This is a genomic window from Pseudomonas sp. 29 (genome assembly GCF_002754355.1).
GTDB lineage: Bacteria > Pseudomonadota > Gammaproteobacteria > Pseudomonadales > Pseudomonadaceae > Aquipseudomonas > Aquipseudomonas neuropathica.
Genome location: NZ_PEEY01000001.1, coordinates 1,595,487 through 1,619,315, shown reverse-complemented (window position 1 = coordinate 1,619,315; position 23,829 = coordinate 1,595,487). Strand labels below are relative to the sequence as shown.

The following is a 23,829-nucleotide window of genomic DNA, read 5'->3' as shown; positions in this document are numbered from 1 at the left end:
AAGGCCGAGCATGGCCGATTCGCTCAAGGGGAGTGCACTACATATGTACCGCACATGATCGTTGGAAACGTGTCGGGGTCAGCGCCGTGCCACGTCGGAAAAGTAGAATTTGTCGAGGGTGTGGCGGGATTCGGTGTACTCGAACTGACGCCCGTCCTGGAGGAAGGTCTGGTTGCTGACCACGATCACATGGCTCTGGCCATCGAGGTCCAGGTGCAGTTGATCATCCTTGCTGCGCGGCACCGCTTCGATGGTGCGTTGGGCGTAGGCAATCTGTAGCTGCAGGGTCTGCTCGATATGGGCGTAGATCGATTGCTCGGCGATGTCGAGGGACAGGCCGGGAATCACTTCGCTGACGAAGTGGTTGATGTCGAGGATCACGCGTTTACCGTCGATCCGCCGCACACGTTTGATTCGGGTGATGAGGCTGCCGGGTTCGGCATGGATGTGTTCGAGCAGGGCGCCTTCGAGCGGGATCTGGCTCAACTCGACCACTTCGGTGCTGACATCGTTGCCCAGGCGCGGATAGGTTTCCTGAAAACTGACGATGCCGCCGAGCTGAAACTCGATCGGGTTGGTCGACAGCACAAAGGTGCCCTTGCCGTGGATTTTCTGCGCAAAGCCGCGTTCCTGAAGCAGTTCAATGGCTTTGCGCACCGTGCCTCGGCTGGCCTGATAGCTGTCCATCAGTTCGGTTTCGGAAGGCAGACGGGCGCCGCGCTCAAGGCGTTCAGTCGTGATGCTGGCCAGCAGATCGCTATAGATCTGGTTGTATTTGCTCATGGGTAGGCTCGGTGCCGACTGTACTCAAAGCTTCGAACCTTAAGGCCAGGGTAGGGCTTTGTCCATGTGGGCGATGGAAATCACCCTAAGGCAGGGTAGGAAAATTCGCCTTCGGTCTGGCAGGAACATACATAAACAAACTCGTCTGTACGAGTTGTTGCATTAACTCGTACAGACGAGTATTTTTCGCTTCGGCGTGCTGCCAATAACAACAATCCATAGCGGAAGAACTAGCATGAGCCACGACTATCCGAACATCACCAGGCAATTGCTGCAAAGCCTCGGCGGCAGCGACAACCTCGAACAGGCCGCCCATTGCGTCACGCGGTTGCGGCTGGCCCTGAAAGATCCGGGCCTGGTCGACAGTGCCATGCTCAACCAGATCGACCTGGTCAAAGGCTCGTTCTTTACCGGTGGCCTGTATCAGGTGGTGATCGGTCCGGGCGAAGTGGAAAAGGTCTATGCCGAACTGCGTCGTCAGACCGGTCTCGCGGCGTCGACGATCGCTGACGTCAAACAAAAAAGCACTGAAAAAATCAACGCCATGCAGCGTCTGGTGCGGGTGTTTTCCGACGTGTTCATGCCGATTCTGCCGGCACTGATCATTGCCGGCCTGCTGATGGGCATCAACAATCTGCTGGGTGCCAAAGGCATGTTCATCGACGGGCAGACCCTGCTCGATGCCTACCCGAAACTCGATGGGCTATGGAGCCTGATCAATCTGATGGCCAACACCTCGTTCGTGTTTCTGCCAGCGCTGGTGGGCTGGTCGGCGGCCAAGCGCTTTGGCGGCAGCGAGATCCTCGGCATCGTGCTCGGTCTGATGCTGGTGCACCCGGATCTACTCAACGCCTGGAACTACGGCAAGGCCGTGGCCGGGCTGGACGGGCAGCAGTTGCCGTACTTCGACATTCTCGGATTGTTTCAGGTGGAAAAGGTCGGCTATCAGGGGCAGATCCTGCCGATTCTGCTGGCCGCTTACGTAATGAGCGTCATCGAAAAATGGCTGCGCGCGCGCGTGCCCAACGCCATTCAGTTACTCGTGGTACCGATCACCACCATCGTCGTTACCGGCGTATTGGCGCTGGCCGTGATTGGCCCGGTGACCCGCCACATCGGCATCTTCATCACCGAAGGGCTGGTCATGCTGTTTGACCTGGCACCCATGGTGGGTGGCGCGATTTTCGGTCTGCTGTATGCGCCGCTGGTGATCACCGGCATGCACCACATGTTTCTCGCGGTCGACCTGCAATTGATCTCGACCCAGGGCGGTACCTTCATCTGGCCGATGATCGTCATGTCCAACCTCGCTCAGGGCAGTGCCGCCCTGGCGGTGTTCTGGATGACCCGTAATGCACGGGACAAGAGCATGGCGTCGACTTCGGCAATCTCCGCCTACTTCGGTATCACCGAGCCGGCGATGTTCGGCGTCAACCTGCGCTACAAGTTTCCGTTTTATGCCGCGCTGACCGGTTCGGCACTGGGCTGCGTGTTCCTGTCGCTGAACAAGGTTCAGGCCTCGGCCATCGGCGTCGGTGGACTGCCGGGTTTCATCTCGATCATTCCGCAGTACATCCCGATGTTTGTGCTGGGGATGCTGATTGCCATGCTCGTGCCGTTTGTTCTGACCTGTGCATTGAGCATGAAGATTGTCCGGCCCGGTTATCGGGTTGCCTGAACAATCGCTTTCGCGAGCAGGCTCGCTCCCACAGTTGATTGCATTTCAATCTGGGCGCGAGCCGCACGGACTTATTGAAGGAGTTGTGCCATGCAAGACTGGCAGCGTTCGGTGATCTACCAGATCTATCCGAAGAGTTTTCATAGTCACGCCGGTAACCCGACGGGTGATCTGCTCGGTATCGTCGCCAAACTCGATTACCTGAAGTGGCTGGGCGTCGACTGTTTATGGATAACGCCATTTCTGCGTTCGCCGCAACGCGATAACGGCTATGACATCAGCGATTACTACGCCATCGACCCGAGCTACGGCAGCATGGCCGACTGCGAATTGCTGATCGCTGAGGCGGGCAAGCGCGGGATCAAGCTGATGCTCGACATCGTGGTCAATCACACCTCGATCGAGCACGTCTGGTTTCAACAGGCGCGCAGCAGCCTCGACAACCCGTACCGTGACTTCTACATCTGGCGTGATCAGCCGAACAACTGGGAATCCAAGTTCGGCGGTTCTGCCTGGGAGTACGAAGCCCAGACCGGTCAGTATTACCTGCACCTGTTCGACCACACCCAGGCCGACCTGAATTGGGACAATCCCAAGGTGCGCGCTGAAGTGTTCCGGATGATGCAATTCTGGCGAGACAAGGGCGTCGGCGGTTTTCGCCTGGACGTGATCAATCTGATCTCCAAGCCTGCGGACTTCCCCGAAGACGACAGCGATGGCCGACGCTTTTATACCGACGGGCCGAATGTCCACGCGTACTTGAAGCAGATGCACCGCGAAGTCTTCGAAGGGCACGACCTGATCAATGTCGGCGAGATGTCATCGACCAGCCTCGAACACTGCATTCGCTATTCGAATCCGCAGTCGAAAGAACTGTCGATGACCTTCAACTTTCATCACCTGAAAGTCGATTATCCAAACCTGCAGAAGTGGGTACGCGCCGACTTCGATTTCCTTCAGCTAAAGAAAATTCTGTCCGACTGGCAGACCGGCATGCAGGCGGGTGGCGGCTGGAACGCGCTGTTCTGGTGCAACCACGATCAGCCGCGCGTGGTCTCGCGCTTCGGCAACGACGGCGAGTACCGCGAATGCTCGGCGAAGATGCTCGGCACCGCACTGCACTTTCTGCAGGGCACGCCGTTCGTGTATCAGGGCGAAGAGTTGGGCATGACCAATCCGGGGTTCGAATCGATCGAGCACTATCGCGATGTCGAGACGCTGAATATTTTTCGCCTCAAGCGCGAGGCTGGCAGCAGCGATGCCGACAACATGGCAGCGATTATGCAGAAATCCCGGGATAACGGGCGCACGCCGATGCACTGGGACGCCGGGCCAAACGCCGGTTTCAGCCGTGCCGAACCGTGGATCGGAGTGCCGGCCAATGCTGCGCAGATCAACGTCGCAAACCAGCTCGACGATCCGGATTCTGTGTTGCATCACTACCGCCGTCTGATCGCGCTGCGCCGCAGCGAATCGCTGATGACCGAAGGGGTGTACCGACAATTGCTGCCTGAACATCCGCAAGTCTGGGCGTATGTGCGTGAAGGCAGCGCCGAGCGGTTGTTGGTGGTGAACAACTTCTACGGGACAACCTGTGAAGTGGAATTACCGGCGACGGTCATCAGTGAATCGATGAGCCAGCGCCAGTTGATCAGCAACTATCCGGACGGCCCGTTGCGCAAGCGCCAGGTGACGTTGCGACCTTACGAGTCCTTCGTCCTGCACCTGATCGATCCCTGACCTTTAACTAAAAAAACAACGTTCAAAAAACACGCAAAGCACTGCGCGGGGGATTTCTGCGCGCCGAATTCATGCAACCAGACAATAAAAACAATGGGGTGGCTTATGAAAACAACAATAAATCGCAGCCTTGCAGTCGCAGGTTTTTGCCTGGCCTTACCGCCAACGTCACAAGCGCTGGAGTTTGGCGGTTACCTGCGCAGCGGTGTCGGCACGTCAGTCAACAGCAGCGGTCAGTCGTGCTTCCAGTTACCGGGTGCGCAGACCAAATATCGCTTGGGTAACGAATGCGAGCAGTACGGCGAACTCGAGTTGCGGCAGGACCTGTACACCCTCGACGACGGTTCGGTCCTGAGTGTCGACGGCATGGCCTCGCTGTATAACCGCTACGACCGCAGCCCCACGTTCAAAGACGACAATGGTTCGATCCGCTTGCCGCAGGCCTACGCACAGTGGTCGGCGATGCCCGCGCTCAACGGTGGTTCATTGTGGGCCGGACGCCGTTACTACAAGCGCAATGACATCCATATTTCCGATTTCTACTACTGGAACCAGAGCGCTACGGGGGGCGGGGTCGAAGACGTGTTGATCGGCGATCTGAAATACAGCTACGCCTTCTCGCGCAAGGACAACCTGTACCAGAAGGACTACATCAATCGGCACGACTTCAACGTCGCCGGTTTCAAGACCAATCCTGGCGGTGAGCTGGAGTTCGGCTTGAGTTATATCGACAAACCCGACAGCCGCGATGCCCACCGGGGCTGGGCGATCACCACGCAACATGTGCAGACGGATTTTCTCGGCGGCAAAAACAAACTGGCGCTGCAATACGGTGAAGGGCCGGGCACCGGGCTGGGTTATACCGGCAACGTCAAACTGGACGACAGCAACAAGAGTTACCGGATCGTCGAGTTTTTCGACTGGCAAGTGACGCCGCGTTTCGGTGGCCAGATCGCGGCGGTGTACCAGAAAGACATTCGCCCGGACGGTGTCGACCAGAACTGGATCTCCCTGGGTGTGCGTCCCGCCTATGCGCTCAGCGAACACTTCAAATTGGTCACCGAACTGGGCCACGATCAAGTCGAAGCCCCGGGTGGCACGCGCAAACTGAGCAAATTCACGTTTGCCCCGACCTGGTCGCCCAAAGGCCCGGAGTTCTGGGCGCGTCCCGAGGTGCGGCTGTATTACACGTACGCCACCTGGAACGAGGCGGCCAAACGGACGGCCAACGAACTGGCCAAAGGCTCGGCACTCTCCGACACCGGCGCCTTCGGTAGCGCTCGCCACGGTGCGAATGTCGGATTGCAGGTCGAATACTGGTGGAAATAAGCGATGCTGATGGAGCGTCGCGCTCCATGGGCACTTCAAAGAACAAAACTGCAGGTGACGTCATGGCCACACCCCAACCATTGCAATTGCTGGCTCCCTTGTCCGGTGTCCTGATCGCGCTTGAGCAGGTGCCCGATCCGGTGTTTTCCGGGCGCGTGATCGGCGACGGTCTGTGCATCGACCCGACTTCATCGATCCTGTGTGCGCCCATGGCCGGCGTCATCAGTAACGTGCAGGCCAGCGGGCATGCCGTGAGCATCACCGATGACCATGGCGTGCAAGTGTTGATGCACATCGGCCTTGATACCGTGAACCTCGGCGGACAAGGCTTCACCCGCCTGGTTGAAGAGGGGCAACGGGTTGCCGCCGGACAAGCGTTGATCGAGTTCGACGCCGATTACATTGCCCGGCATGCGCGCAGCCTGATGACATTGATGCTGGTGATTAGCGGAGAACCGTTCACCTGGCGGGTCGCGTCGAGCGGATGGGTCGAAACCGCTCAGCCGTTGCTTGAGCTCGCCCGTACTCAGGCTTGTGGCGTGGATGCTGGCGCGGCAGAAGGTCAGGCCGTGTTCTCTCAAGCCTTGAAACTGCCCAATCCCAACGGATTGCACGCGCGCCCGGCAGCGGTGTTTGCGCAAGCGGCAAAGGGCTTCGTGGCAAAGATTTACCTGCATAAACAGCAGGCTCAGGCCAACGCCAAATCCCTGGTGGCGATCATGGCGTTGCAGACCGCGTGCGGCGACAGCGTGCAGGTCAGTGCGGTGGGCGAAGATGCTGACGCGGCAATCGAGGCGCTGACTCGATTACTGATTGAAGGCTGCGGTGAAGCGGTGACGGCGGTGGCGCCAGTCGAGCTGGTTGAAACCGAGGTTCTGACCCTGCTGCGTGGCGTCTGCGCGTCACCCGGTTCGGCGTTGGGCCAAGTGGTGCAGATCAGCGAGCCGGTGTTCGACGTCAGCGAGTTTGGCGGCGGCGCAGACGGCGAGCGCGAGGCCCTCGCCAATGCCCTGATCGAAGCCGATCTGGCCTTGCAGCATTTGCGCGACACCGCCGCTGGCGAGGCCGAGGCCGAGATCTTCAAGGCGCATCAGGAACTGCTCGAAGATCCGGGGCTGCTCGATCAGGCCCAGGCATTGATCAGTGAAGGCAAAAGCGCGGCGTTTGCCTGGCGCGCGGCCACTGAAGAAACCGCGGCGATGTTTCGCCAACTGGGCAGTGCGTTGCTGGCTGAACGGGCGGCGGACCTGACCGATGTCGGGCGCCGCGTGCTCAAGCTATTGCTGGGGATAGGCGAGCAGGCGATGGAGCTGCCGCATGGAAGTATTCTGATTGCCGATCAACTGACCCCGTCGCAGACCGCCGGCATCGATACCAGCAAGGTGCTGGGTTTTGCCACGGTCGGCGGCGGCGCAACCAGTCACGTGGCGATTCTTGCGCGCGCCTGTGGTCTGCCGTCGATCTGTGGGGTGCCGGTGCAGATGTTGGCGTTGAGCAACGGCACCCCGGTGTTGCTCGATGCCGACAAGGGCGAATTGCATGTGCGTCCCGATCCTGCGGCCGTCAGTCAATGGCAGGCGCGGCACGCGCAACAGCGTCAACGCCATGAGCATGAGTTGGCCAGTGCATCGCTCGCGGCGCGGACCCGTGACGGCCATAACGTCGAGGTGTCGGCCAACGTCGCCTCGTTAGCGGAAACCGAGCAGGCCATGGCCCTTGGCGGTGCGGGTGTCGGCCTGCTGCGTTCGGAGTTTCTCTACCTGGGCCGTAATCATGCGCCGAGCCATGACGAACAGGCTGCGACCTACAGCGCCATCGCTCGCTGCGTGGGACCTGCGCACAATCTGGTGGTGCGCACCCTTGATGTCGGTGGTGACAAACCGCTGGCCTACGTGCCGATGGACAGCGAAACCAACCCGTTCCTTGGCGTGCGCGGCATTCGTTTGTGCCTGGAGCGCCCGCAGTTATTGCGTGAGCAGTTCCGGGCCATGCTCGGCTGCTGCGAGCTGACACGTTTGCACATCATGTTGCCGATGGTCACGCAACTGTCGGAGCTGCGTCTGGCGCGGCAAATGCTCGACGAGGAAATCCTCGCGCTGGGGCTAACGCAACGGCCGAAACTGGGGATCATGATCGAGGTGCCGGCCGCGGCGCTGATGGCGGACCTGTTTGCGCCGCTGGTGGATTTCTTCTCGATCGGCACCAATGACCTGACGCAATACACCCTGGCGATGGATCGCGATCACCCGCGTCTGGCCAGTCAGGCGGACAGTTTTCATCCCTCGGTATTGCGCCTGATCGCCATGACCGTCAAGGCCGCGCACGCCCATGGCAAATGGGTCGGAGTCTGCGGGGCAATGGCCTCGGAACGTCTGGCGGTGCCGTTGTTGCTGGGGTTGGGCGTGGATGAACTGTCGGTGAGCGTGCCGATGATTGCACCGGTAAAGGCGACGGTGCGCGAACTCGAGCTGGCCGATTGTCAGATCATCGCCCAACAGGTGCTGGGGCTGGAAAGTGCCGGGCAGGTGCGCGAGGCGTTGCAGCTCTTTCACGAGGCAACCGTCGATACTTTACGGGTTCTGGAGAACTGAAGATGTTGGATAAATTGCAGAAGGCATTCTGGAAGGCCCTGACCCCGGATCTGGTGGTGGACACACCCGAAGCACCCGCCGAGCCGAGCGCCGGATTGAGTGCCGCCATCGTCGCGGCGCTGGGCGGTGTGGATAACCTCCAGTCACAGCAACCGCTGGCGTTGACGCGGGTGCGGGTAGTATTGCGTGATGTGTCGGGTATCGATCAACAGGCGTTGAGCGCCGCCGGGGTCGCGGGCGTGATGCCCTTGGAGGATGGTGTCGTGCACCTGATTACCGGGCTGCGACCTTAAGCCGACAGCTGATGTGCGGCCTCAGGTCGCCCTTACTGTTTCTCAACCGCAGGTGTATCGTATTCGCCTTTTGCAGGCTTTCAGGGCCTGTCGCTGATACGTGAGGTAGTTGAGTTCATGTCCTTTACCCGTCGCCAAATCCTCGGTGGCCTGGCCGGTCTTGTTGTCGTTGGTGTCGGTGCGGGGGGCGCGTCGCGGTATTGGCTGGGAAAAATGGCCGACGCCGAGGCGGGCCACGACTATGAGCTGATCGCCGCACCGCTGGACGTCGAGCTGGTGCCGGGGCACAAGACCGAGGCCTGGGCATTCGGGCCGTCGGCGCCGGGTACCGAGTTGCGGGTGCGTCAGGGTGAATGGCTGCGGGTGCGCTTCATCAATCATCTGCCGGTAGCGACGACCATTCACTGGCACGGCATTCGTCTGCCGCTGGAAATGGACGGTGTGCCGTACGTGTCGCAGCTGCCGGTGTTGCCGGGCGAGTACTTCGATTACAAATTCCGCGTGCCGGATGCCGGTAGCTACTGGTATCACCCGCATGTCAGCAGCAGCGAAGAGCTCGGGCGCGGCCTGGTCGGGCCATTGATCATCGAAGAGCGCGAACCGACCGGTTTCAAGTACGAAAAGACTTTGAGCCTGAAAAACTGGCACATCGATGACGAAGGCAATTTCGTCGAGTTCAGCATTCCCCGTGAAGCGGCGCGTGGCGGTACGGCGGGGCGGTTGTCGACCATCAACGGTGTGCCAACCCCGGTGATCGACCTGCCGGCCGGGCAGATTACCCGCGTGCGTTTGCTCAACCTCGACAACACGTTGACTTACCGCATCAACATTCCCGGCGTCGAAGCGCAGATCTATGCGCTGGACGGCAACCCGGTCGAACCGCGGCCGCTGGGCAAGGAATACTGGCTGGGCCCGGGCATGCGTATCTGTCTGGCGATCAAGGCGCCGGCAGCGGGTGAAGAATTGTCGCTGCGCAACGGCCCGGTGCGTCTGGGCACGCTGCGTTCAGTGGCCAATAACGATGCGCCGACTGACTGGCCGAAAGCGTTGCCGGCCAACCCGGTGGCGGAGCCGGACCTGGCCAATGCCGAGAAACTCAACTTCAATTTCGAGTGGGTCGGCTCGGTATCGGTCAACGTCGACAACGGCAGGCCGCCGAGCCTGTGGCAGATCAACGGCAAGGCCTGGGACATCACCGATAAGACCTGCGCTGACCGGCCGATTGCCAGTCTGAAACTGGGGCAGAGCTACATCTTCGAATTGAAGAACATGACCCAGTATCAGCACCCGATCCACCTGCACGGCATGAGTTTCAAGGTGATCGCGTCGAACCGGCACAAGATCATTCCGTACTTCACCGACACCTATCTGCTGGGCAAGAACGAGCGCGCGCAAGTGGCGCTGGTGGCCGATAATCCGGGGGTGTGGATGTTCCACTGCCACGTGATCGATCACATGGAAACCGGCCTGATGGCCGCCATCGAGGTGAAGTGATGCGCCAGATTCGCCCTGCGGCAATTATCGACCGCAGCCGTGATCGCGATTTCATGCGCGAAGCGCTGCTCCTCGCCGCACAAGGCGCAGCCCTCGGCGAAGTGCCGGTGGGCGCGGTGCTGGTGCAGGACGGCGAGATCATCGGTCGCGGTTTCAATTGCCCGATCAGCACCAGCGACCCGAGTGCCCACGCGGAAATGGTCGCCATTCGCGAGGCCGCGCAGGCGGTGGATAACTATCGTCTGCCGGGTAGCACGCTGTATGTGACGCTGGAGCCGTGCAGCATGTGCGCCGGTTTGATCGTGCATTCGCGGGTGGCGCGGGTGGTGTATGGCGCGCTGGAACCGAAAGCCGGGATTGTGCAGAGTCAGGGGCAGTTCTTCACTCAGGGCTTTTTGAATCACCGGGTGTTGTATGAGGGTGGGGTGTTGGCGGAGGAGTGTGGCGCGGTGTTGACCGAATTCTTTCGCGCCCGAAGAGCAAAAAGCCCCTCACCCTAACCCTCTCCCGGAGGGAGAGGGGACTGACCGGGTTGAATGGGCGATCTGCGCCGACCTGAGTTATCGAGTCGAACTCAAGTCTTGAAAAGCTCAACGATCAGCCCCCTCTCCTTGGGGGGATGGGGCTGACCGAGCTGGATGGGCCAAGTCCGTCGACCTGACATACCAAGTCGAACTCAAGTTTTGAAAAGCCCAAAGATCAGCTCCCTCTCCCACAGTGTGAGGGGACTGACCGGATTGGATGGGCGAGGTGCACCGACCTGAGTTATCGAGTCGAACTCAAGTTTTGAAAAGCCCAAAGATCAGCTCCCTCTCCCACAGTGAGAGGGGACTGACCGGATTGGATGGGCGAGGTGCACCTACCTGAGTTATCGAGTCGTACTCAAGTTTTGAAAAGCCCAAAGATCAGCTCCCTCTCCCTGGGGAGAGGGCTGGGGTGGGCTCACCGCGGTGTTTGGGCGATTGGATTATTTACGGGCGACAATCACCGCCCGCATCGGCGCCGGCAAGCCTTCGATGGTTTTGCTGTGGTCTTCGGGATCAAGGAAGTCGCTCAGCGACTGATACTTCATCCACTCAGTCCCGCGCTGTTCTTCAACCGTGGTTGTGCTCACGTCCACGCAGCGAATATCGGTGAACCCGGCACGGCGCAGCCACAACTCCAGCGCCGGCACCGACGGCAGGAACCACACATTACGCATCTGCGCATAACGGTCTTCCGGCACCAGCACCTGATGCTTGTCGCCTTCGACCACTAGCGTTTCCAGCACCAGTTCGCCACCCTTGACCAGGCAATCCTTCAGCGCCAGCAAATGCTCGATCGGCGAGCGACGGTGGTAGAACACGCCCATGGAAAACACCGTGTCGAAGCCTTCTAGGTTTGGCGGCAGGTCTTCGAACGGAAAGGGCAGGTGCCAGGCATTGGGTTCTGACAGATAACGCTGCACGGCCTGGAACTGGCAGAAGAACAGCCAGTTCGGGTCAACACCGATCACACTGTCCGCGCCGGCACCGAGCATGCGCCACATGTAATAACCGTTGCCGCAACCGACATCGAGGATGCGTTTGCCCTTCAAGTCGAGGTGCGGAGAGACACGCGACCACTTCCAGTCCGAACGCCATTCGGTGTCGACGTGCACCCCAAACAAATCAAACGGGCCTTTGCGCCAGGGCGACAGGCCCATCAGCGCGGTACGCATCTGCGCGCGGGTTTCCTCGTCGCAGTCGGTGTCGAGTTTCAGACCGTTGAGCAGGTCGACTTCGCTCGGCTGGATTTTCGGCAGGGCATCCAGCGCACTTTGCCAGCGCTCCAGGTCGCCGTGACCTTTCTCCATTTTCTTGTCGAGTTGCGCTTGCAGGGTGTTGGCCCATTCGGCCAGTGGTGTGCCGGCCAGACGGCGGGCGAGGGGGGACAGATCAATCATGGCAAGGCAATCAACGAGGCAAAGTTAAGACACTGGAACCACGGCACGACTTTCGAGAACCCGGCGGCCAGCAGGCGTTCGCGGTGTTCTTCGAGGCTGTCGGGCTTCATGACGTTTTCGATGGCGCTGCGCTTCTGGGCGATTTCCAGTTCGCTGTAGCCGTTGGCGCGTTTGAAGGCGACATGCAGATCGGTGAGCAGCGCGTGTTCTTCGGCATCGTTGAAGCGCAGCTTCTCCGAAAGGATCAGCGCGCCGCCCGGCAGCAGCGATTGGCGAATGCGCGAGAGCAACGCCGTGCGCTGATCGGGGGCGATGAATTGCAGGGTGAAGTTCAGCGCCACCACCGAGGCTGGCTGGAAGTCGAGGGCGAGAATGTCGCCTTCGATCACTTCGACCGGCAGCAACTCCTGGAACATCGAGTCCTGACCGTTGAGGTATTCGCGGCAGCGCTCAACCATCGCTGCCGAGTTATCCACAGCGATTACCCGGCAACCGTCGGTGCGCACGTGGCGACGCAGGGCTTGAGTGACAGCGCCCAGCGATGAGCCGAGGTCGTAGAGCACGCTGTTTGGCTGAGCGAACTGCGCGGCGAGCACACCGAGGTTTTCGACGATGGTCGGGTAACCCGGTACCGAACGCTTGATCATATCCGGGAACACCCGCACCACGTCTTCGTTGAAGGCGAAGTCGGGTACCTGGGCCAAAGGCTTGGCGAAAATGCGATCGGGTTCTTTGCTCACGGCGGTTCCGGCGGTGTCGGTGGAAAAGGCCGGCATTTTAGCCAAAAGGGCGCGGGGATGCTTGGGTTGTCTGATAAAGCGTGGGAAAGCGGGTTTAGAAAGGCTGAATGACCAGGTTCGCTAGGCGAGCTTGGTCATTCATTATTTAACGCTGATTACCGAGGTTGCAGTAATACGATGTAAGTAGATTTGCCGGCGATTTTCAGTTCCTGATTACGCTCGTTGACACCCTTGAAATCAAAGTCGATTTGGTAATGCAGTTTCTCGGCTGTGGCCTCAATCACCTCTACATTGAACGTTCCGCTTTTTGCCGTGTATTGAAACGAGGTTGTAAAGCCGGGGATGGTACCCGTTTCAAAATAATAGGCATCATGGAAAGGGAAGCCTGGATCAGTAACAGGATAGTTGCCCGATTTAATGGTTTTATCAAATACGAGTACCAGACCTTTTTTACTGCGATGCGAATAATCTTGAGAATTTGCACGGGTCACCAGTGCAATCTGATCACTTGCCGGATCAGCATCGAACTCCACAATCTGGCTGTCGAATTTCACTCGGCCAGACACCGTTGCAAGTGTTTCAGCACTGACGGTAATGATAGGTTCCGCAGTGTTGGAAAGTGTTGCGTTTTTACTTTTGAAAAAGCTCATGAAGTTCATCCTTGTATTACATGGGATTGGATAACGCCAACGAATACTAGGGAGAACAAAAATCATGAGCTACTGTCAGAGTTGACAGGTTTTTATAATATTTCGAGATAAAAGGGCAACTATTGGCTTATAGCGTGCGCTTGAGTTGTTCCACTCTTTCGAATGACGAGGCAGTGATGCCCCATTGGCCCAGCCAGTAGCTGAGGATGATGACATACGGTGCAGCGTGAAATGGCGATACAAACCGGTCAATGCCAATCACGCTGTCGGAGAACACAAACGCCACTGCACCGCCCGCAGCCAGCAACGCCGAGCGTTTCGGCACATCGGTGCCGAGACGAGCAAGCGCGCGCCAGAGCATCGCGCTGATTGCCGTGCCATAGACAATCACTGGCACCAGCAACGGCCCCAGACCACTGGAAATCAGCAGTCCGAGCAGCACCGCCCCCATCGCGACTGCCAAGACCAACGGCAACAACGCCAGACGCTTGCAGTCACTCAGATAAGCCTTCAGATAAGCCAGGTGTGCGACCAGAAACGCACCGAGGCCAAACACGAAGAGGTCCCCCGGCCATGCCAGCAACACATCACCCAGCAACGAGAAAATCAGGCCGAGACTGATCCAGCGCCGATAGTCGCTGGGTGGCGCATCGTGCAGCCAGCCGAGCAGCGCCAGCACCGGCAACGGTTTGACCAACAGACACAGTAACGCCGCGTGGGTGCTGACACCGTAGAGAAACGTCACCGCGCCCATCAGCGCCAGAATCAGCCAGCCCACGATCAGTTCACCGAAATGGCGCAGTCAAAGGTTTCCACGGGCAGCACTTCCGGTGCCCATGGCTGTTGCGAGGTCAGGCGCAGACGCCCGGTGCCGGGGGCAAATGCTTGAAAGCGCCAGGTCGATACGCCCGCCGCGCCGACGACGCCGGCGTCTTCCGGATTGCTGTAGACCTCGGGGCTGAGTGCACGCAATACGCCGCCAGCCGAATCCTGAATGGCCCAGCGATAGCCGGTGGTCGGGTTGCTTGGCAGCATGATGATGAGGTTTTGCCCGTTAGTCAGCCGTACGGGGCATTCGCTTTGTTTTTCCACGGTCACGTTGTGTTTCGGTTGTGTGGCGCAGGCGGCCAGCAACGAAAGGGCGAGGGGGACAAACAGGCGAGTGGGGGACATAAGGTCAGAGGCTCCGGCGTTTACGACGAACGGCGAGCATAACTGAAGATGAGACAAAGTGTGACAACGCCAAGCCCTCACCCTAACCCTCTCCCAGAGGGAGAGGGGACTGACCGAGGTGTCTTGTGTCATACATCGACCTGAAAGACCGAGTCGATTATGGATTCAGCGAAGTACTTTCAGGTCGGTGTAACTCTGCAATATTCCGCAATTAGCTCCTTCTCCCTCCGGGAGAGGGTTGGGGTGAGGGGTTTTCTGTCAGAACAATACCTTCGCTACATCGGCAAACTTCTTCGCGAAATGCACCGTAATGCCTTCCTTCAGATAATCCGGCAATTCCTCAAAATTGCCCCGGTTCGGCTCAGGCAGAATCAACTCGAAAATCTTCTGCCGGCGCGCCGCAATCACCTTCTCGCGCACCCCGCCAATCGGCAGCACATGCCCAGTCAGGGTCAATTCGCCGGTCATCGCTACACCTTTCTTCGGCGGCTGATTGCGTGCGAGCGAGAGCAGGGCGCTGGCCATGGTCACGCCGGCGCTCGGACCGTCCTTGGGTGTCGCGCCTTCCGGTACGTGCAGGTGGACGAAGGCTTCGTCGAAGAACTTCGCGTCGCCGCCGAATTGTTTCAGGTGCGAGCTGACGTAGCTGTAGGCGATCTCCGCCGACTCCTTCATCACATCACCCAGTTGCCCGGTGAGTTTGAAGCCACGGTTAAGCGTATGAATCCGCGTGGCTTCGATCGGCAACGTCGCGCCGCCCATGCTGGTCCATGCCAGACCGGTAATCACGCCAGTACCGGACAGCACTTGTTCGTTGCGAAACACGGGATGGCCGAGTGACGCTTCGAGGTCTTTCGGCCCGAGTTTGATCACCGCTTTCGGCTCGTCGATCAGCTTCATCACCGCTTTGCGCACCAGTTTGCCCATTTGCTTTTCCAGCTGACGCACGCCGGCTTCACGGGCGTAACCGTCGATCAAGGCTTTGAGCGCGGTGTCGCTGATGCTCAGGCTGCCCTTGGACACGCCGGCCTTTTCCAGCAGTTTCGGCCACAGGTGACGCTTGGCGATGGCGACTTTTTCTTCAGTGATGTAGCCCGACAGGCGAATCACTTCCATGCGGTCAAGCAATGGGCCGGGGATTGAATCCAGAGTGTTGGCGGTGCACACGAAGAGGACTTTCGACAGGTCCATGCGCAGGTCGAGGTAGTGGTCGAGGAATTCGACGTTCTGCTCCGGGTCGAGGGTTTCCAGCAGCGCCGAGGCCGGGTCGCCCTGGTAGCTCTGGCCCATCTTGTCGATTTCATCGAGCATGATCACCGGGTTCATCACCTCGACGTCTTTCAACGCCTGCACCAGTTTGCCCGGCTGCGCGCCGATGTAGGTGCGGCGGTGGCCCTTGATCTCGGCTTCGTCGCGCATGCCGCCGAGGCTGAAGCGGTAGAACGGCCGGCCGAGTGATTCAGCGATGGATTTACCGACGCTGGTTTTACCCACGCCTGGCGGGCCGACCAGCAGCACGATGGAGCCGCTGATCTCGCCTTTATAAGCACCCACGGCGAGGAACTCGAGGATGCGATCCTTGATGTCGTCGAGGCCAGCGTGGTGTTTGTCGAGGATTTTGCGCGCGTGCTTGAGGTCGAGTTTGTCCTCGCCGTAGACGCCCCACGGCACTGACGTCGCCCAGTCGAGGTAATTACGGGTGACCGCGTACTCGGGCGAACCGGTCTCGAGGATCGACAGCTTGTTCATTTCCTCTTCGAGGCGCTTCTGCACTTGCGCTGGCAGGACTTTGCCTTCCAGGCGTTGCTCGAACTGTTCAAGGTCGGCGCTGCGGTCGTCCTTGGTCAGGCCGAGTTCCTGCTGGATGACCTTGAGTTGTTCTTTAAGGAAGAACTCGCGCTGATGCTCGCCGATCTTGCGGTTAACTTCTGCCGAAATCTCTTTTTGCAGGCGCGCGACTTCGACTTCCTTGCGCAGCATCGGCAGGACTTTTTCCATGCGCTTGAGCATCGGCACGCAGTCGAGCACTTCTTGCAGTTCGGGGCCGGTGGCCGAGGTCAGCGCGGCGGCGAAGTCGGTCAACGGCGACGGGTCGTTGGGGCTGAAGCGGTTGAGGTAGTTCTTCAGCTCTTCGCTGTACAGCGGGTTGAGCGGCAGCAGTTCTTTGATCGCGTTGATCAGCGCCATGCCGTAAGCCTTGACCTCGTCGGTCGGCTCGGTGGGCTGGTGCGGGTATTCGACCTCCACCAGATACGGCGGGCGGTGGTGTTTCAGCCAGGTCTTGATGCGCACTCGGCTCAGGCCTTGGGCGACGAATTGCAGTTTGCCGTTCTCGCGGCTGGCGTGGTGGACTTTGACCAGGGTGCCGTATTGCGGCAGGGCGCCGGTGTCGAAGTGGCGCGGGTCTTCCTGGGGCGTGTCCATGAAGAACAGCGCCAGGGAGTGGTGTTCGGATTTGCTGACCAGTTCGAGGGTTTCAGCCCAGGGCTCTTCGTTGACGATGACTGGCAGGACTTGCGCCGGGAAGAACGGGCGATTGTGGATCGGGATGATGTAGACCTTGTCCGGCAGGTTCTGGCCGGGCAGGGCAAGGCCTTTGCCGGAAGACGTGTGTTCGATGTGTTCGGCTTCGGTGTAGTCGTCGGGGTTTTCCGGGAATTCTTGCTGGTCGCTCATGGGGCACCTGCGCAATGGAGTATGGGTCTTAGATGGGGCAGGCCTTGGGTGGTTTCAATGGGGGGCGATGTTTCTGCTTGTGTGTTCAGGGTTTTGACAGGGTTTCTCTGCACTTGGCGATCGTTGTTTCCATCTGAACGCCACCCGAAACACGCTCGCTGAGACATTGGCCTGCGCTATTGCTGTAAGGCGCAGAGCGGTGGCATCCGGGCTATAAAAAACCACCGGGCCGTCAAGCCCAGTGGTGGTTGGCAATGCGCAGGTCAGGCCTGACGGTTATTTCACCTCGGTCAATTTCAGATCACTGACCAGCATATCGATCAAGGTCCCCAGATATTTGAAACGCTCATCTTTTTTCTCCCAGCGATCAATGAAAAACAAGCCGTGGTCATTGACCTGAATCGGTGTCTCAACGATGTCGCCGGACCTGGATTTATGCACCAGACGGAGCTCGCCCGTATCCGTATTTTCGATCATGAACATCCCGGGTCGGGTCAGTTTGCTGCGCTCGACGGCCGGCGTCAGGGCTGGTTTTTTCTTGCCGGCGACGGCCACTTCCAACAGGAAATCGCTGCGCAAGGCCCGGCTATTGGTTCCGCGCTCGCTGGCCACCGCTCTCCAGGTCCCGCGATGGATATCTCTGGCCAGTTCCGGAGCGGTGTCGCGTACGTGGAGACTGACCGCCGAGAGCGTATCCGCCAGACCCGGCACACCCAGGTTGTAGTTGGTGTGGGCATTGCCGATGAGGGCCACCCACTTGTGCGGCCCATGTGCCAGTTGGTCGGCATCGATCACATGGGTGGCGAAATAGCTGAACATCTCGTTTCGCGAGATATCTTCGTTAAACACACCCTTGAGGTGGTAAGACGCCGTGCAATCGAGGGCCCTGATACGGACTTTGTACTTGGCCGCCGCCTGGAGCACCTCTGTGTAGGTATCGTTACCGTTATAGGTCGGCATTTGGCCACGGTCCTGAACGAGCAGGTAATTCTTCAGTCTGTCCGGCATGCGCTGTGTCCGAAAAAAAGTATCCAGATCGGCCTGGTGCAAATCGGTGAACAGATGTTCCACGTAGAGCGTGTCATACCCGGCTTGCTTGAGCGCCTTCATGTACTTTTTCAGCAGCGCTTTGCTCGATACGTGGCTATGGGCCTCACCGATCAGCAGGTTCAAGCGGCCGTCGGTCAGCAGCTGCAAAAACGCCTCGAACGTGGTGTCTGAGGTGAGCGTCGGCAGCGTGGCCGCTTCGGGGGGCGTGTAGTAAGTAAATGCGTCCCTGGCCTTTTTCTCCAGACGTTTGCGGTGGGCGATGAACGCGTCGAACGCCTTTTTTTCACTCGGTACGGTCGGGCTGTAGCGTGAATCCATGGCGTAGGGTTGATGCAACATTTGCGCAATATCGTCGCGCATCGAGGGCGGGATATCGTACTCGCTGAAATGCTCGACAACGGGGGTAATCGCTGCTGGCCTGGAGACGGGCTGAGGCGCCTTGTACGCCGTCGGCCATTGCACACGATAATCGCCCTTGGCGGCCGAATCCCCGGCGATTGCCCCGGCTGAATCGAGGCCGATACGTGCCGCCTGACCCTCTGCGACATCCTCCACGCGCACGGCGACAGCCGCGTGCAAGTCGGCCAGGCCGGGGGTGTTGTCGAAGGTGGACATGCGTGATTGTTCGGTGAGGATCACCCAGCGCTCATCAGGCGCGTCGGCGATATCGGCGGCCAGCGTCTTGTGCGAATAGAAATTCCTCAGGCTGTTGCTGCGAGGGGTCAATGGCGAGACCTCGTCCAGTACCAGCGCGCCTTCCAGTTTGTAGCTGGTCGAAGCATCCAGCGCATGGATTTTCAGGCCCTTTTCGCGAGCGGTACGCACCAGTGCCAGATAGGAAAATGGCGCGTCCTGCTCATGGCCCAGCGCACGGTCGACGGCTTCAAGATGTTTTTCGATGTGTTTCCAGGATTTCCCCTTGTTCATTTTTTCCAGCTTCGCCTTGAAGACATCCGCTGCCAGGTATTCCACGTAAAGTCGCTTGAAGCCACTTTCAACGAGGGTGTCCAGATGATTGATCAGCAGTTGTTTGCTGGCGATCGAACCGGGCTGGGCGCCGATCACCAGATTCTTCCCTTTGACCGCGTCACTGGCGATCAACTGTGTAAATGACAAGTCGTCGGCGATCGGCGGGACTTGGGCGCGGGCTGGCAGCGCGGTAAGGTCAGCGAAATGCGCGGCGGCGTCTTTGCTGAGCTTTTCGACCTGTTTCAGGTAGGCGGTGCGTGTCGAGGCGAGGCGTTCCACGACCCCGACAAGGATCAAGCGGGGATCGGTGCCCATGTAGTCTTGACTGCTAAGGAGGGTGTTTTCCCGGGTTTGCGGATTCATCACCGTTTCGATGCGCTGGCGGTATTTGGGCTCGACGCCATAGATCTTGTGCGGACCGTCTGGCTCTGGCACGGCCTCGTACTTCGGCGCACCGCCGGACACGCCGGCGCGCACCATCACCCCGTCGGAATTGCGCACGGCGAGAATGCCGCTCGAGAGGGGGGCGCCGAATTCCGGGTTGTTCAGATAGAGCACATGACGACCGAGTAAGTCGGCATTTTCCCGGATGTAGTACACCTGGCCTCTGAAAAACACCGCACTCATTTCATTCCGCTTGGGGCCAGGTTCCACTTGTTCGATCACGGTCATGACATCGCGTTGTTCGTTGAGGGCGCTGGCGATGCTCTGTCGCAAAGGCCGGGGCACAGTTTTGAGCGAACGCAGCGCCGGACGCAGGTCGGTCAGCAACGCGCCGACACTGTTGAACAGATAACCGACCAGGTGCTGGAACGCTTCGCCGTGGTCACCCTGACGGTACGCGTGCAGCACGAGCATGGCGTCCTTGAACGCCAGGAGCAGGCCGGTGCTCAGGCTCAGCAGCGGGAACGGCGCCGTGGCAATGGCGGTGATCCATTCGATACTGTTCCAGACCAGACCGGCGATCATCTCGGCACGGCTGGTGGTGGTGGCGTTAACGTCGTCGATACGACGTTGCAACTTCATGTCGTAAAGGACAGTGCGCAGGTCACTGACCGCCGCGACCGCGCGGGTCGAGTCGTAGCGTGCAGGGCTGGGTGTGGTTTTATTGAGGTCTTTGGGCAGCCCTTTCTTGATGTTTTCAAGGTATGTGCGAACCCGGGTCCGGGCGCTGACGTCGACGCGCAACGTCAGGTATTCGAGCATGCCGGACTGCTGCTGAAGCAGGTAATTGAACAGCCGCGCTTCGCGGAAAGCGACGCCGTCGGGCGCCTCGGGGGTGTAGAGCAGAACCGGGTTGGCGCCATGGCTGAACAGCCACGCATCGAGCACCCATTCGCCGTCGATCATCAAACGGTGGAGCGGATAGGTCGTGCGCATGGAGCCGGAAGTTTCAGCCATGCTGTCGATACTCTGCTCCAGCCATTGCAGATCATGGCTGGCGATATGGCCCTGCAGCTGGCATTCCAGCGCGGCGTTTTTCATCTGGCGCTGGGTAATGGCCAGGGTCGTGTTGCGCCGGAAGTCATAGCCTTCGCTCGTCGAACTTTGCAGTTCAGCCTTGACCTTGTCGATGTAGCGTTGGCCGATCCACACACCGGTGATCGAGCGTGCGACATTCTGTGCGGTCAGACTGCTGATATCGATGCCCTGCGGGCCTCTGAAGCGCGCCGAGCGGGAAAATTTCTCATCGAGAAAACCGACGCCGTCGGCGTAGCCATCGCGATACAGCGTGGTGTAGTTCAGAGGTTTTGGCGTCCACGAGCGCACGATGGCGGTCGGCGAGTAAGCCCAGACGGTATCCGGATCGACATCGTTGGTGGTGCGCTTGAGCAAGCGGTTCAAGCTGATTTTGGCTTGCTCGTGCACGTAGTCATCAAACGCCGGAAAGCGACTGCCCGACAAGGCATGCTTGTTGAACGCGCGCAAGGCGCCTTCGGCGTCTTCACTCAGGGTCGTCAGCTTTCGGCGGTTGGCAGCCGTGGTGGAGCGATACCACAGCGGTGTACTGAAGTCATAGTCGTCGATCCGTGTGGCGAGCACATGTTCAGCCATCGCGCGCAGGCAATCGGGATGACTGCCGGTGTGAGCGAACGTGACCTTTTGATGCTCCAGCGCCTCAGGTTTGAAACTCAGCCCGGCCAACACGTGGCGCAGCTTTGCGCGAAAGCGCATGGGCGCACGGCTGATCAGGTAGCCGGCCATGCTGTCGGCGGCATCACTGTGTTTGGCCCAGCCCAGCAGGTGGGTCTGGCATTCGCGCTCACTGTCGAAGGCCTGGAATTGTTGCGTTCGCGGCGCCTGTGGTGTGCACAGCAACAGCCGTTTGAGCGCGCCGCGGTCATCGTTCTGGCGCAGCACCCACAAATCCTGCAACTGGGCGCCGTGCAGCGACAGGGTGGCGGCGCGCAGGCGCGCATCGCTACCGTCACGCAGGCGCTGGATCAGTTGCAAGTCACTGTCGAGCAAGTGCCCTTGCAGCACCGCCGTGTGAGCGAGGGCGACGATACGTTTATCGAGCATCTGCTCGATGGCAGGTTTGATTGCGGGCCTGGCCTGCAGCTCATTTTGCAAGTGATTGAAGTCAATCCGAGGCTGCAACTCCACGGCTTGCCTGATCAGCCACGCCGGCGTCACGTCCGCGTAGGCTGGCGGCAAAGGCGCGTCATCGTAGGTGAGGGTGGTGTACTTCAAAAACTCCGAACCCGGTAATTCATCGCCGGTGTGCGGGCCGCGCAAGGACAGCTCGAGCAGGCTGGATTGATGCACATAAACGCCGTAGCCCGGCACTCGGCGATCGGTCGCAAGGCTTAACTTTGCCGGCTCGAGATCGTCGATTTCCAGGTCTTCGCTCAGGCGCTCCAGCCATTGCTGGCGGGCCAGTGCCGTCAGACTGCCGGCCGGCTCCATCAAGTCGAGCAGGTCTTGCCGCGCCTGCTGATAGTTGCGCAGATGCTGCGCCAGTGCGTCTTTTTGCGCGGTGCTGGCGCTTCGAAACCAGTCCGGTGCGCTGTAGCGCAGGTGGCGCTCGAACAAGGTTTGCGCGCGTAATTCCAGACGCGACGTGAGATCCGGCAGGGCAGCGGCAATGGCGCGGTCCAGCGCGGTGAGCAATTGCCTGGGGTCTTGCTGTGGGTTTTCGGCGAAGCTCAGGGCACGCTCGATATCCTGCGTGCGTTTTTCGATCAGCGCGTCGTAGGTGTGTTCGAACAACGGTCTGCTGTCGATTGGCGCGAGCAGCAGCGGCCAGATCCCTGCTGCGCCGACGGCGTGATAGCGCGTCGGCAACATGGACATGAACTCCTCGCTACCGCTGGCCTGGTTCAGCAATGTGCGCAGTTGGTTGTCGAGATCAGCAAGGGAGTTGAAGAATTCGATGCCTCTTGCGGGGGTAAACAGCAGGGCGAAACCCATGCTCTGGTCGGTCAGCAGGTCCTTGACTTGGCGAGTGTCCTTTTCCGTGACCACAAAGGCGCCGGCCAGCTCAACGGTGGTGTCTTGATAGCTGAACTGCAGCGCGTACATGGCCGGACGCAGCATCGGCACCGCATCGAGTTTTTGCAGCAGTTCGCCGGCTTGCGGGTGCAGCAAGCGGTCGGTGACGGCCTGTCTGGCTTCGTGGCCGATGGCGGTGAAGCCTGCGTCATATTTGAGGAAGGTTTTCGCCGGTTTATCGTCGATCCGGTCGCGTTGATCCATGTTGATCAGTTGAGTGGCCAGCCTGACTTTCAGGGTGGCGATCAGTTGTTTGCCTTCGTCGCTCTGCAGATCGCTGTTTTCCAGCGCCTGATACAGCTCGCGGCTGCGTTGCAGGTAGCTGGTGCGATAGGTTTTCAGTTGTTCGCCGAGGCGTTTCAGAAAGGCCTGTTCGGTACTCGGTTTTTGTTCGGGAAGCAGCGGGGTTGATGTATTGAACAGGTGATGGGCGATTGCGTTGAGATCGTTTTTGACCTCTTCGGAGGTGGGGGTTGTGGCGAGGTTCATGGGCATTTTTTCCATGCTGAGGGTGAGCGGCCAGCATGGCGAGGGGCAGTGGGGGGCGGGTGGTATATATGTATAGGAGGGGAGTGATCTCTCGATGTGTTCGAGTGCGTCGAACGGCCCTCAGACCTGCTCGCGAAAGCGCTGTGTCAGTCACCCAAACGGTTGAATGGGCTGACGCCTTCGCGAGCAGGCTCGCTCCCACAGGGGGTTAGCTGTGTGTTGGGGATTGCGCGATTTCGTGGTTATCCAGCACGCGGTTTACGGCCAGTTCGGCGAGCATGATGATCTGCTGAATCGCCAGGATCGTGCGCCGTTGCGGCAGGTCGATGTAGGCGGCGATGTCGCTGGTCATCAGGCTGGCCTGGGCCAGGGATTCACAGGCGTGGACCAGCAGGCTTTCGCTGTCCTGTTCGGGGGCGACCTGGAACATGGTGCTGGGTTTGTGGAAGCGCAGGGTCAAGGCGTTGGGTTTGAGGTAGTGGTCGAGGGCGCGTTCGGCGGCTTCGTGGAATCGCTTCGAGCCGGGGAGTTCGTAGGGGGTGGTGTCTTCGGTTTCGGGTGGATTGGGTGTTGGCTTTTTCATGGTGAAGCTCCGAATGATAAGTGGGGCTGTCACTCTCAATCACCGCGACGCGACGGAGGGTGGCAGCTGTACGCGGGTTCGCGGACCGAGCCATTCGGCAATCTCGGCATACCCGAAGGTATCCCGCGCACAGCCACCATCAAACCAGACAACAAGCACCTGAGCGCTTCAG

16 protein-coding genes are annotated in these 23,829 nt (G+C 59.5%); 7 read left to right on the top strand and 9 right to left on the bottom strand.

Going from position 1 to position 23,829, the window contains the following annotated elements:
• Nucleotides 1–78 precede the first annotated feature (78 nt).
• Nucleotides 79–783, bottom strand: coding sequence for a trehalose operon repressor (treR, locus tag CLU80_RS07415; RefSeq protein WP_034156275.1), 705 nt, complete (start codon nt 781–783; stop codon nt 79–81).
• Between the two features lie 235 nt (nt 784–1,018).
• On the opposite strand from treR, the gene treP reads away from it, so the two are divergent.
• From treP to tadA, 7 genes are all read left to right on the top strand, one after another.
• Nucleotides 1,019–2,461, top strand: coding sequence for a PTS system trehalose-specific EIIBC component (gene treP / locus CLU80_RS07410; protein WP_095125902.1), 1,443 nt, complete (start codon nt 1,019–1,021; stop codon nt 2,459–2,461).
• A 90-nt stretch (nt 2,462–2,551) separates the two neighbouring features.
• A complete protein-coding gene (treC, locus tag CLU80_RS07405) occupies nt 2,552–4,201 on the top strand; it encodes an alpha,alpha-phosphotrehalase (RefSeq protein ID WP_099757091.1) in 1,650 nt (549 codons plus the stop codon).
• Between the two features lie 105 nt (nt 4,202–4,306).
• On the top strand, nt 4,307–5,530 hold the full coding sequence (locus CLU80_RS07400; protein ID WP_099757090.1) for a maltoporin: 1,224 nt from the start codon (nt 4,307–4,309) through the stop codon (nt 5,528–5,530).
• 62 nt (nt 5,531–5,592) lie between these two features.
• Nucleotides 5,593–8,121 (top strand): phosphoenolpyruvate--protein phosphotransferase, encoded by a 2,529-nt coding sequence (gene ptsP, locus CLU80_RS07395; RefSeq protein WP_099759353.1) that lies wholly within the window; start codon nt 5,593–5,595, stop codon nt 8,119–8,121.
• 2 nt (nt 8,122–8,123) lie between these two features.
• Nucleotides 8,124–8,414 carry a PTS sugar transporter subunit IIB gene (locus CLU80_RS07390; RefSeq protein ID WP_095125899.1) on the top strand — a complete coding sequence of 97 codons (291 nt, stop codon included), beginning with the start codon at nt 8,124–8,126 and terminating at the stop codon, nt 8,412–8,414.
• Nucleotides 8,415–8,531: 117 nt separating this feature from the next.
• Entirely contained in the window at nt 8,532–9,908 is a 1,377-nt protein-coding gene (locus CLU80_RS07385) for a multicopper oxidase family protein (protein ID WP_093430630.1), read from the top strand.
• Nucleotides 9,908–10,408: a tRNA adenosine(34) deaminase TadA gene (gene tadA, locus CLU80_RS07380; RefSeq protein ID WP_095048334.1), complete on the top strand. Its 501-nt coding sequence runs from the start codon at nt 9,908–9,910 to the stop codon at nt 10,406–10,408. Before CLU80_RS07385 ends, tadA begins: the two co-directional genes overlap by 1 nt.
• A 467-nt stretch (nt 10,409–10,875) precedes the next feature.
• Here tadA and cmoB read toward each other — a convergent pair whose 3' ends face one another.
• The 8 genes from cmoB to CLU80_RS07335 form a co-directional block, all read right to left on the bottom strand.
• Nucleotides 10,876–11,832 carry a tRNA 5-methoxyuridine(34)/uridine 5-oxyacetic acid(34) synthase CmoB gene (cmoB, locus tag CLU80_RS07375; protein ID WP_093430628.1) on the bottom strand — a complete coding sequence of 319 codons (957 nt, stop codon included), beginning with the start codon at nt 11,830–11,832 and terminating at the stop codon, nt 10,876–10,878.
• Entirely contained in the window at nt 11,829–12,608 is a 780-nt protein-coding gene (gene cmoA, locus CLU80_RS07370; RefSeq protein WP_175559565.1) for a carboxy-S-adenosyl-L-methionine synthase CmoA, read from the bottom strand. Before cmoA ends, cmoB begins: the two co-directional genes overlap by 4 nt.
• A 119-nt stretch (nt 12,609–12,727) precedes the next feature.
• On the bottom strand, nt 12,728–13,222 hold the full coding sequence (locus CLU80_RS07365) for a hypothetical protein (RefSeq protein WP_099757089.1): 495 nt from the start codon (nt 13,220–13,222) through the stop codon (nt 12,728–12,730).
• Nucleotides 13,223–13,349: 127 nt separating this feature from the next.
• Nucleotides 13,350–14,000, bottom strand: coding sequence for a lysoplasmalogenase (locus tag CLU80_RS07360; RefSeq protein WP_286079709.1), 651 nt, complete (start codon nt 13,998–14,000; stop codon nt 13,350–13,352).
• Between the two features lie 2 nt (nt 14,001–14,002).
• Nucleotides 14,003–14,395 carry a protease inhibitor I42 family protein gene (locus CLU80_RS07355; protein ID WP_093430626.1) on the bottom strand — a complete coding sequence of 131 codons (393 nt, stop codon included), beginning with the start codon at nt 14,393–14,395 and terminating at the stop codon, nt 14,003–14,005.
• Nucleotides 14,396–14,653: 258 nt separating this feature from the next.
• Nucleotides 14,654–17,071, bottom strand: a complete 2,418-nt coding sequence (gene lon, locus CLU80_RS07350) for an endopeptidase La (protein WP_095048331.1) — start codon at nt 17,069–17,071, stop codon at nt 14,654–14,656.
• A 276-nt stretch (nt 17,072–17,347) separates the two neighbouring features.
• Nucleotides 17,348–23,074 carry a membrane-targeted effector domain-containing toxin gene (locus tag CLU80_RS07345; RefSeq protein ID WP_099757087.1) on the bottom strand — a complete coding sequence of 1,909 codons (5,727 nt, stop codon included), beginning with the start codon at nt 23,072–23,074 and terminating at the stop codon, nt 17,348–17,350.
• Between the two features lie 208 nt (nt 23,075–23,282).
• A complete protein-coding gene (locus CLU80_RS07335; protein WP_099757085.1) occupies nt 23,283–23,657 on the bottom strand; it encodes a DUF6124 family protein in 375 nt (124 codons plus the stop codon).
• Nucleotides 23,658–23,829 lie beyond the last annotated feature (172 nt).

Excerpts from the sequence above, each read along its gene's own strand:
- treR (WP_034156275.1), bottom strand. The coding sequence starts at position 783 with ATGAGCAAATACAACCAGATCTATAGCGATCTGCTGGCCAGCATCACG.
- treP (WP_095125902.1), top strand. The coding sequence starts at position 1,019 with ATGAGCCACGACTATCCGAACATCACCAGGCAATTGCTGCAAAGCCTC.
- CLU80_RS07355 (WP_093430626.1), bottom strand. The coding sequence starts at position 14,395 with ATGTCCCCCACTCGCCTGTTTGTCCCCCTCGCCCTTTCGTTGCTGGCC.
- lon (WP_095048331.1), bottom strand. The coding sequence starts at position 17,071 with ATGAGCGACCAGCAAGAATTCCCGGAAAACCCCGACGACTACACCGAA.
- treC (WP_099757091.1), top strand. The coding sequence starts at position 2,552 with ATGCAAGACTGGCAGCGTTCGGTGATCTACCAGATCTATCCGAAGAGT.
- tadA (WP_095048334.1), top strand. The coding sequence starts at position 9,908 with ATGCGCCAGATTCGCCCTGCGGCAATTATCGACCGCAGCCGTGATCGC.
- CLU80_RS07345 (WP_099757087.1), bottom strand. The coding sequence starts at position 23,074 with ATGAACCTCGCCACAACCCCCACCTCCGAAGAGGTCAAAAACGATCTC.
- CLU80_RS07385 (WP_093430630.1), top strand. The coding sequence starts at position 8,532 with ATGTCCTTTACCCGTCGCCAAATCCTCGGTGGCCTGGCCGGTCTTGTT.
- CLU80_RS07335 (WP_099757085.1), bottom strand. The coding sequence starts at position 23,657 with ATGAAAAAGCCAACACCCAATCCACCCGAAACCGAAGACACCACCCCC.
- cmoA (WP_175559565.1), bottom strand. The coding sequence starts at position 12,608 with ATGCCGGCCTTTTCCACCGACACCGCCGGAACCGCCGTGAGCAAAGAA.
- cmoB (WP_093430628.1), bottom strand. The coding sequence starts at position 11,832 with ATGATTGATCTGTCCCCCCTCGCCCGCCGTCTGGCCGGCACACCACTG.
- ptsP (WP_099759353.1), top strand. The coding sequence starts at position 5,593 with ATGGCCACACCCCAACCATTGCAATTGCTGGCTCCCTTGTCCGGTGTC.
- CLU80_RS07365 (WP_099757089.1), bottom strand. The coding sequence starts at position 13,222 with ATGAGCTTTTTCAAAAGTAAAAACGCAACACTTTCCAACACTGCGGAA.
- CLU80_RS07400 (WP_099757090.1), top strand. The coding sequence starts at position 4,307 with ATGAAAACAACAATAAATCGCAGCCTTGCAGTCGCAGGTTTTTGCCTG.
- CLU80_RS07390 (WP_095125899.1), top strand. The coding sequence starts at position 8,124 with ATGTTGGATAAATTGCAGAAGGCATTCTGGAAGGCCCTGACCCCGGAT.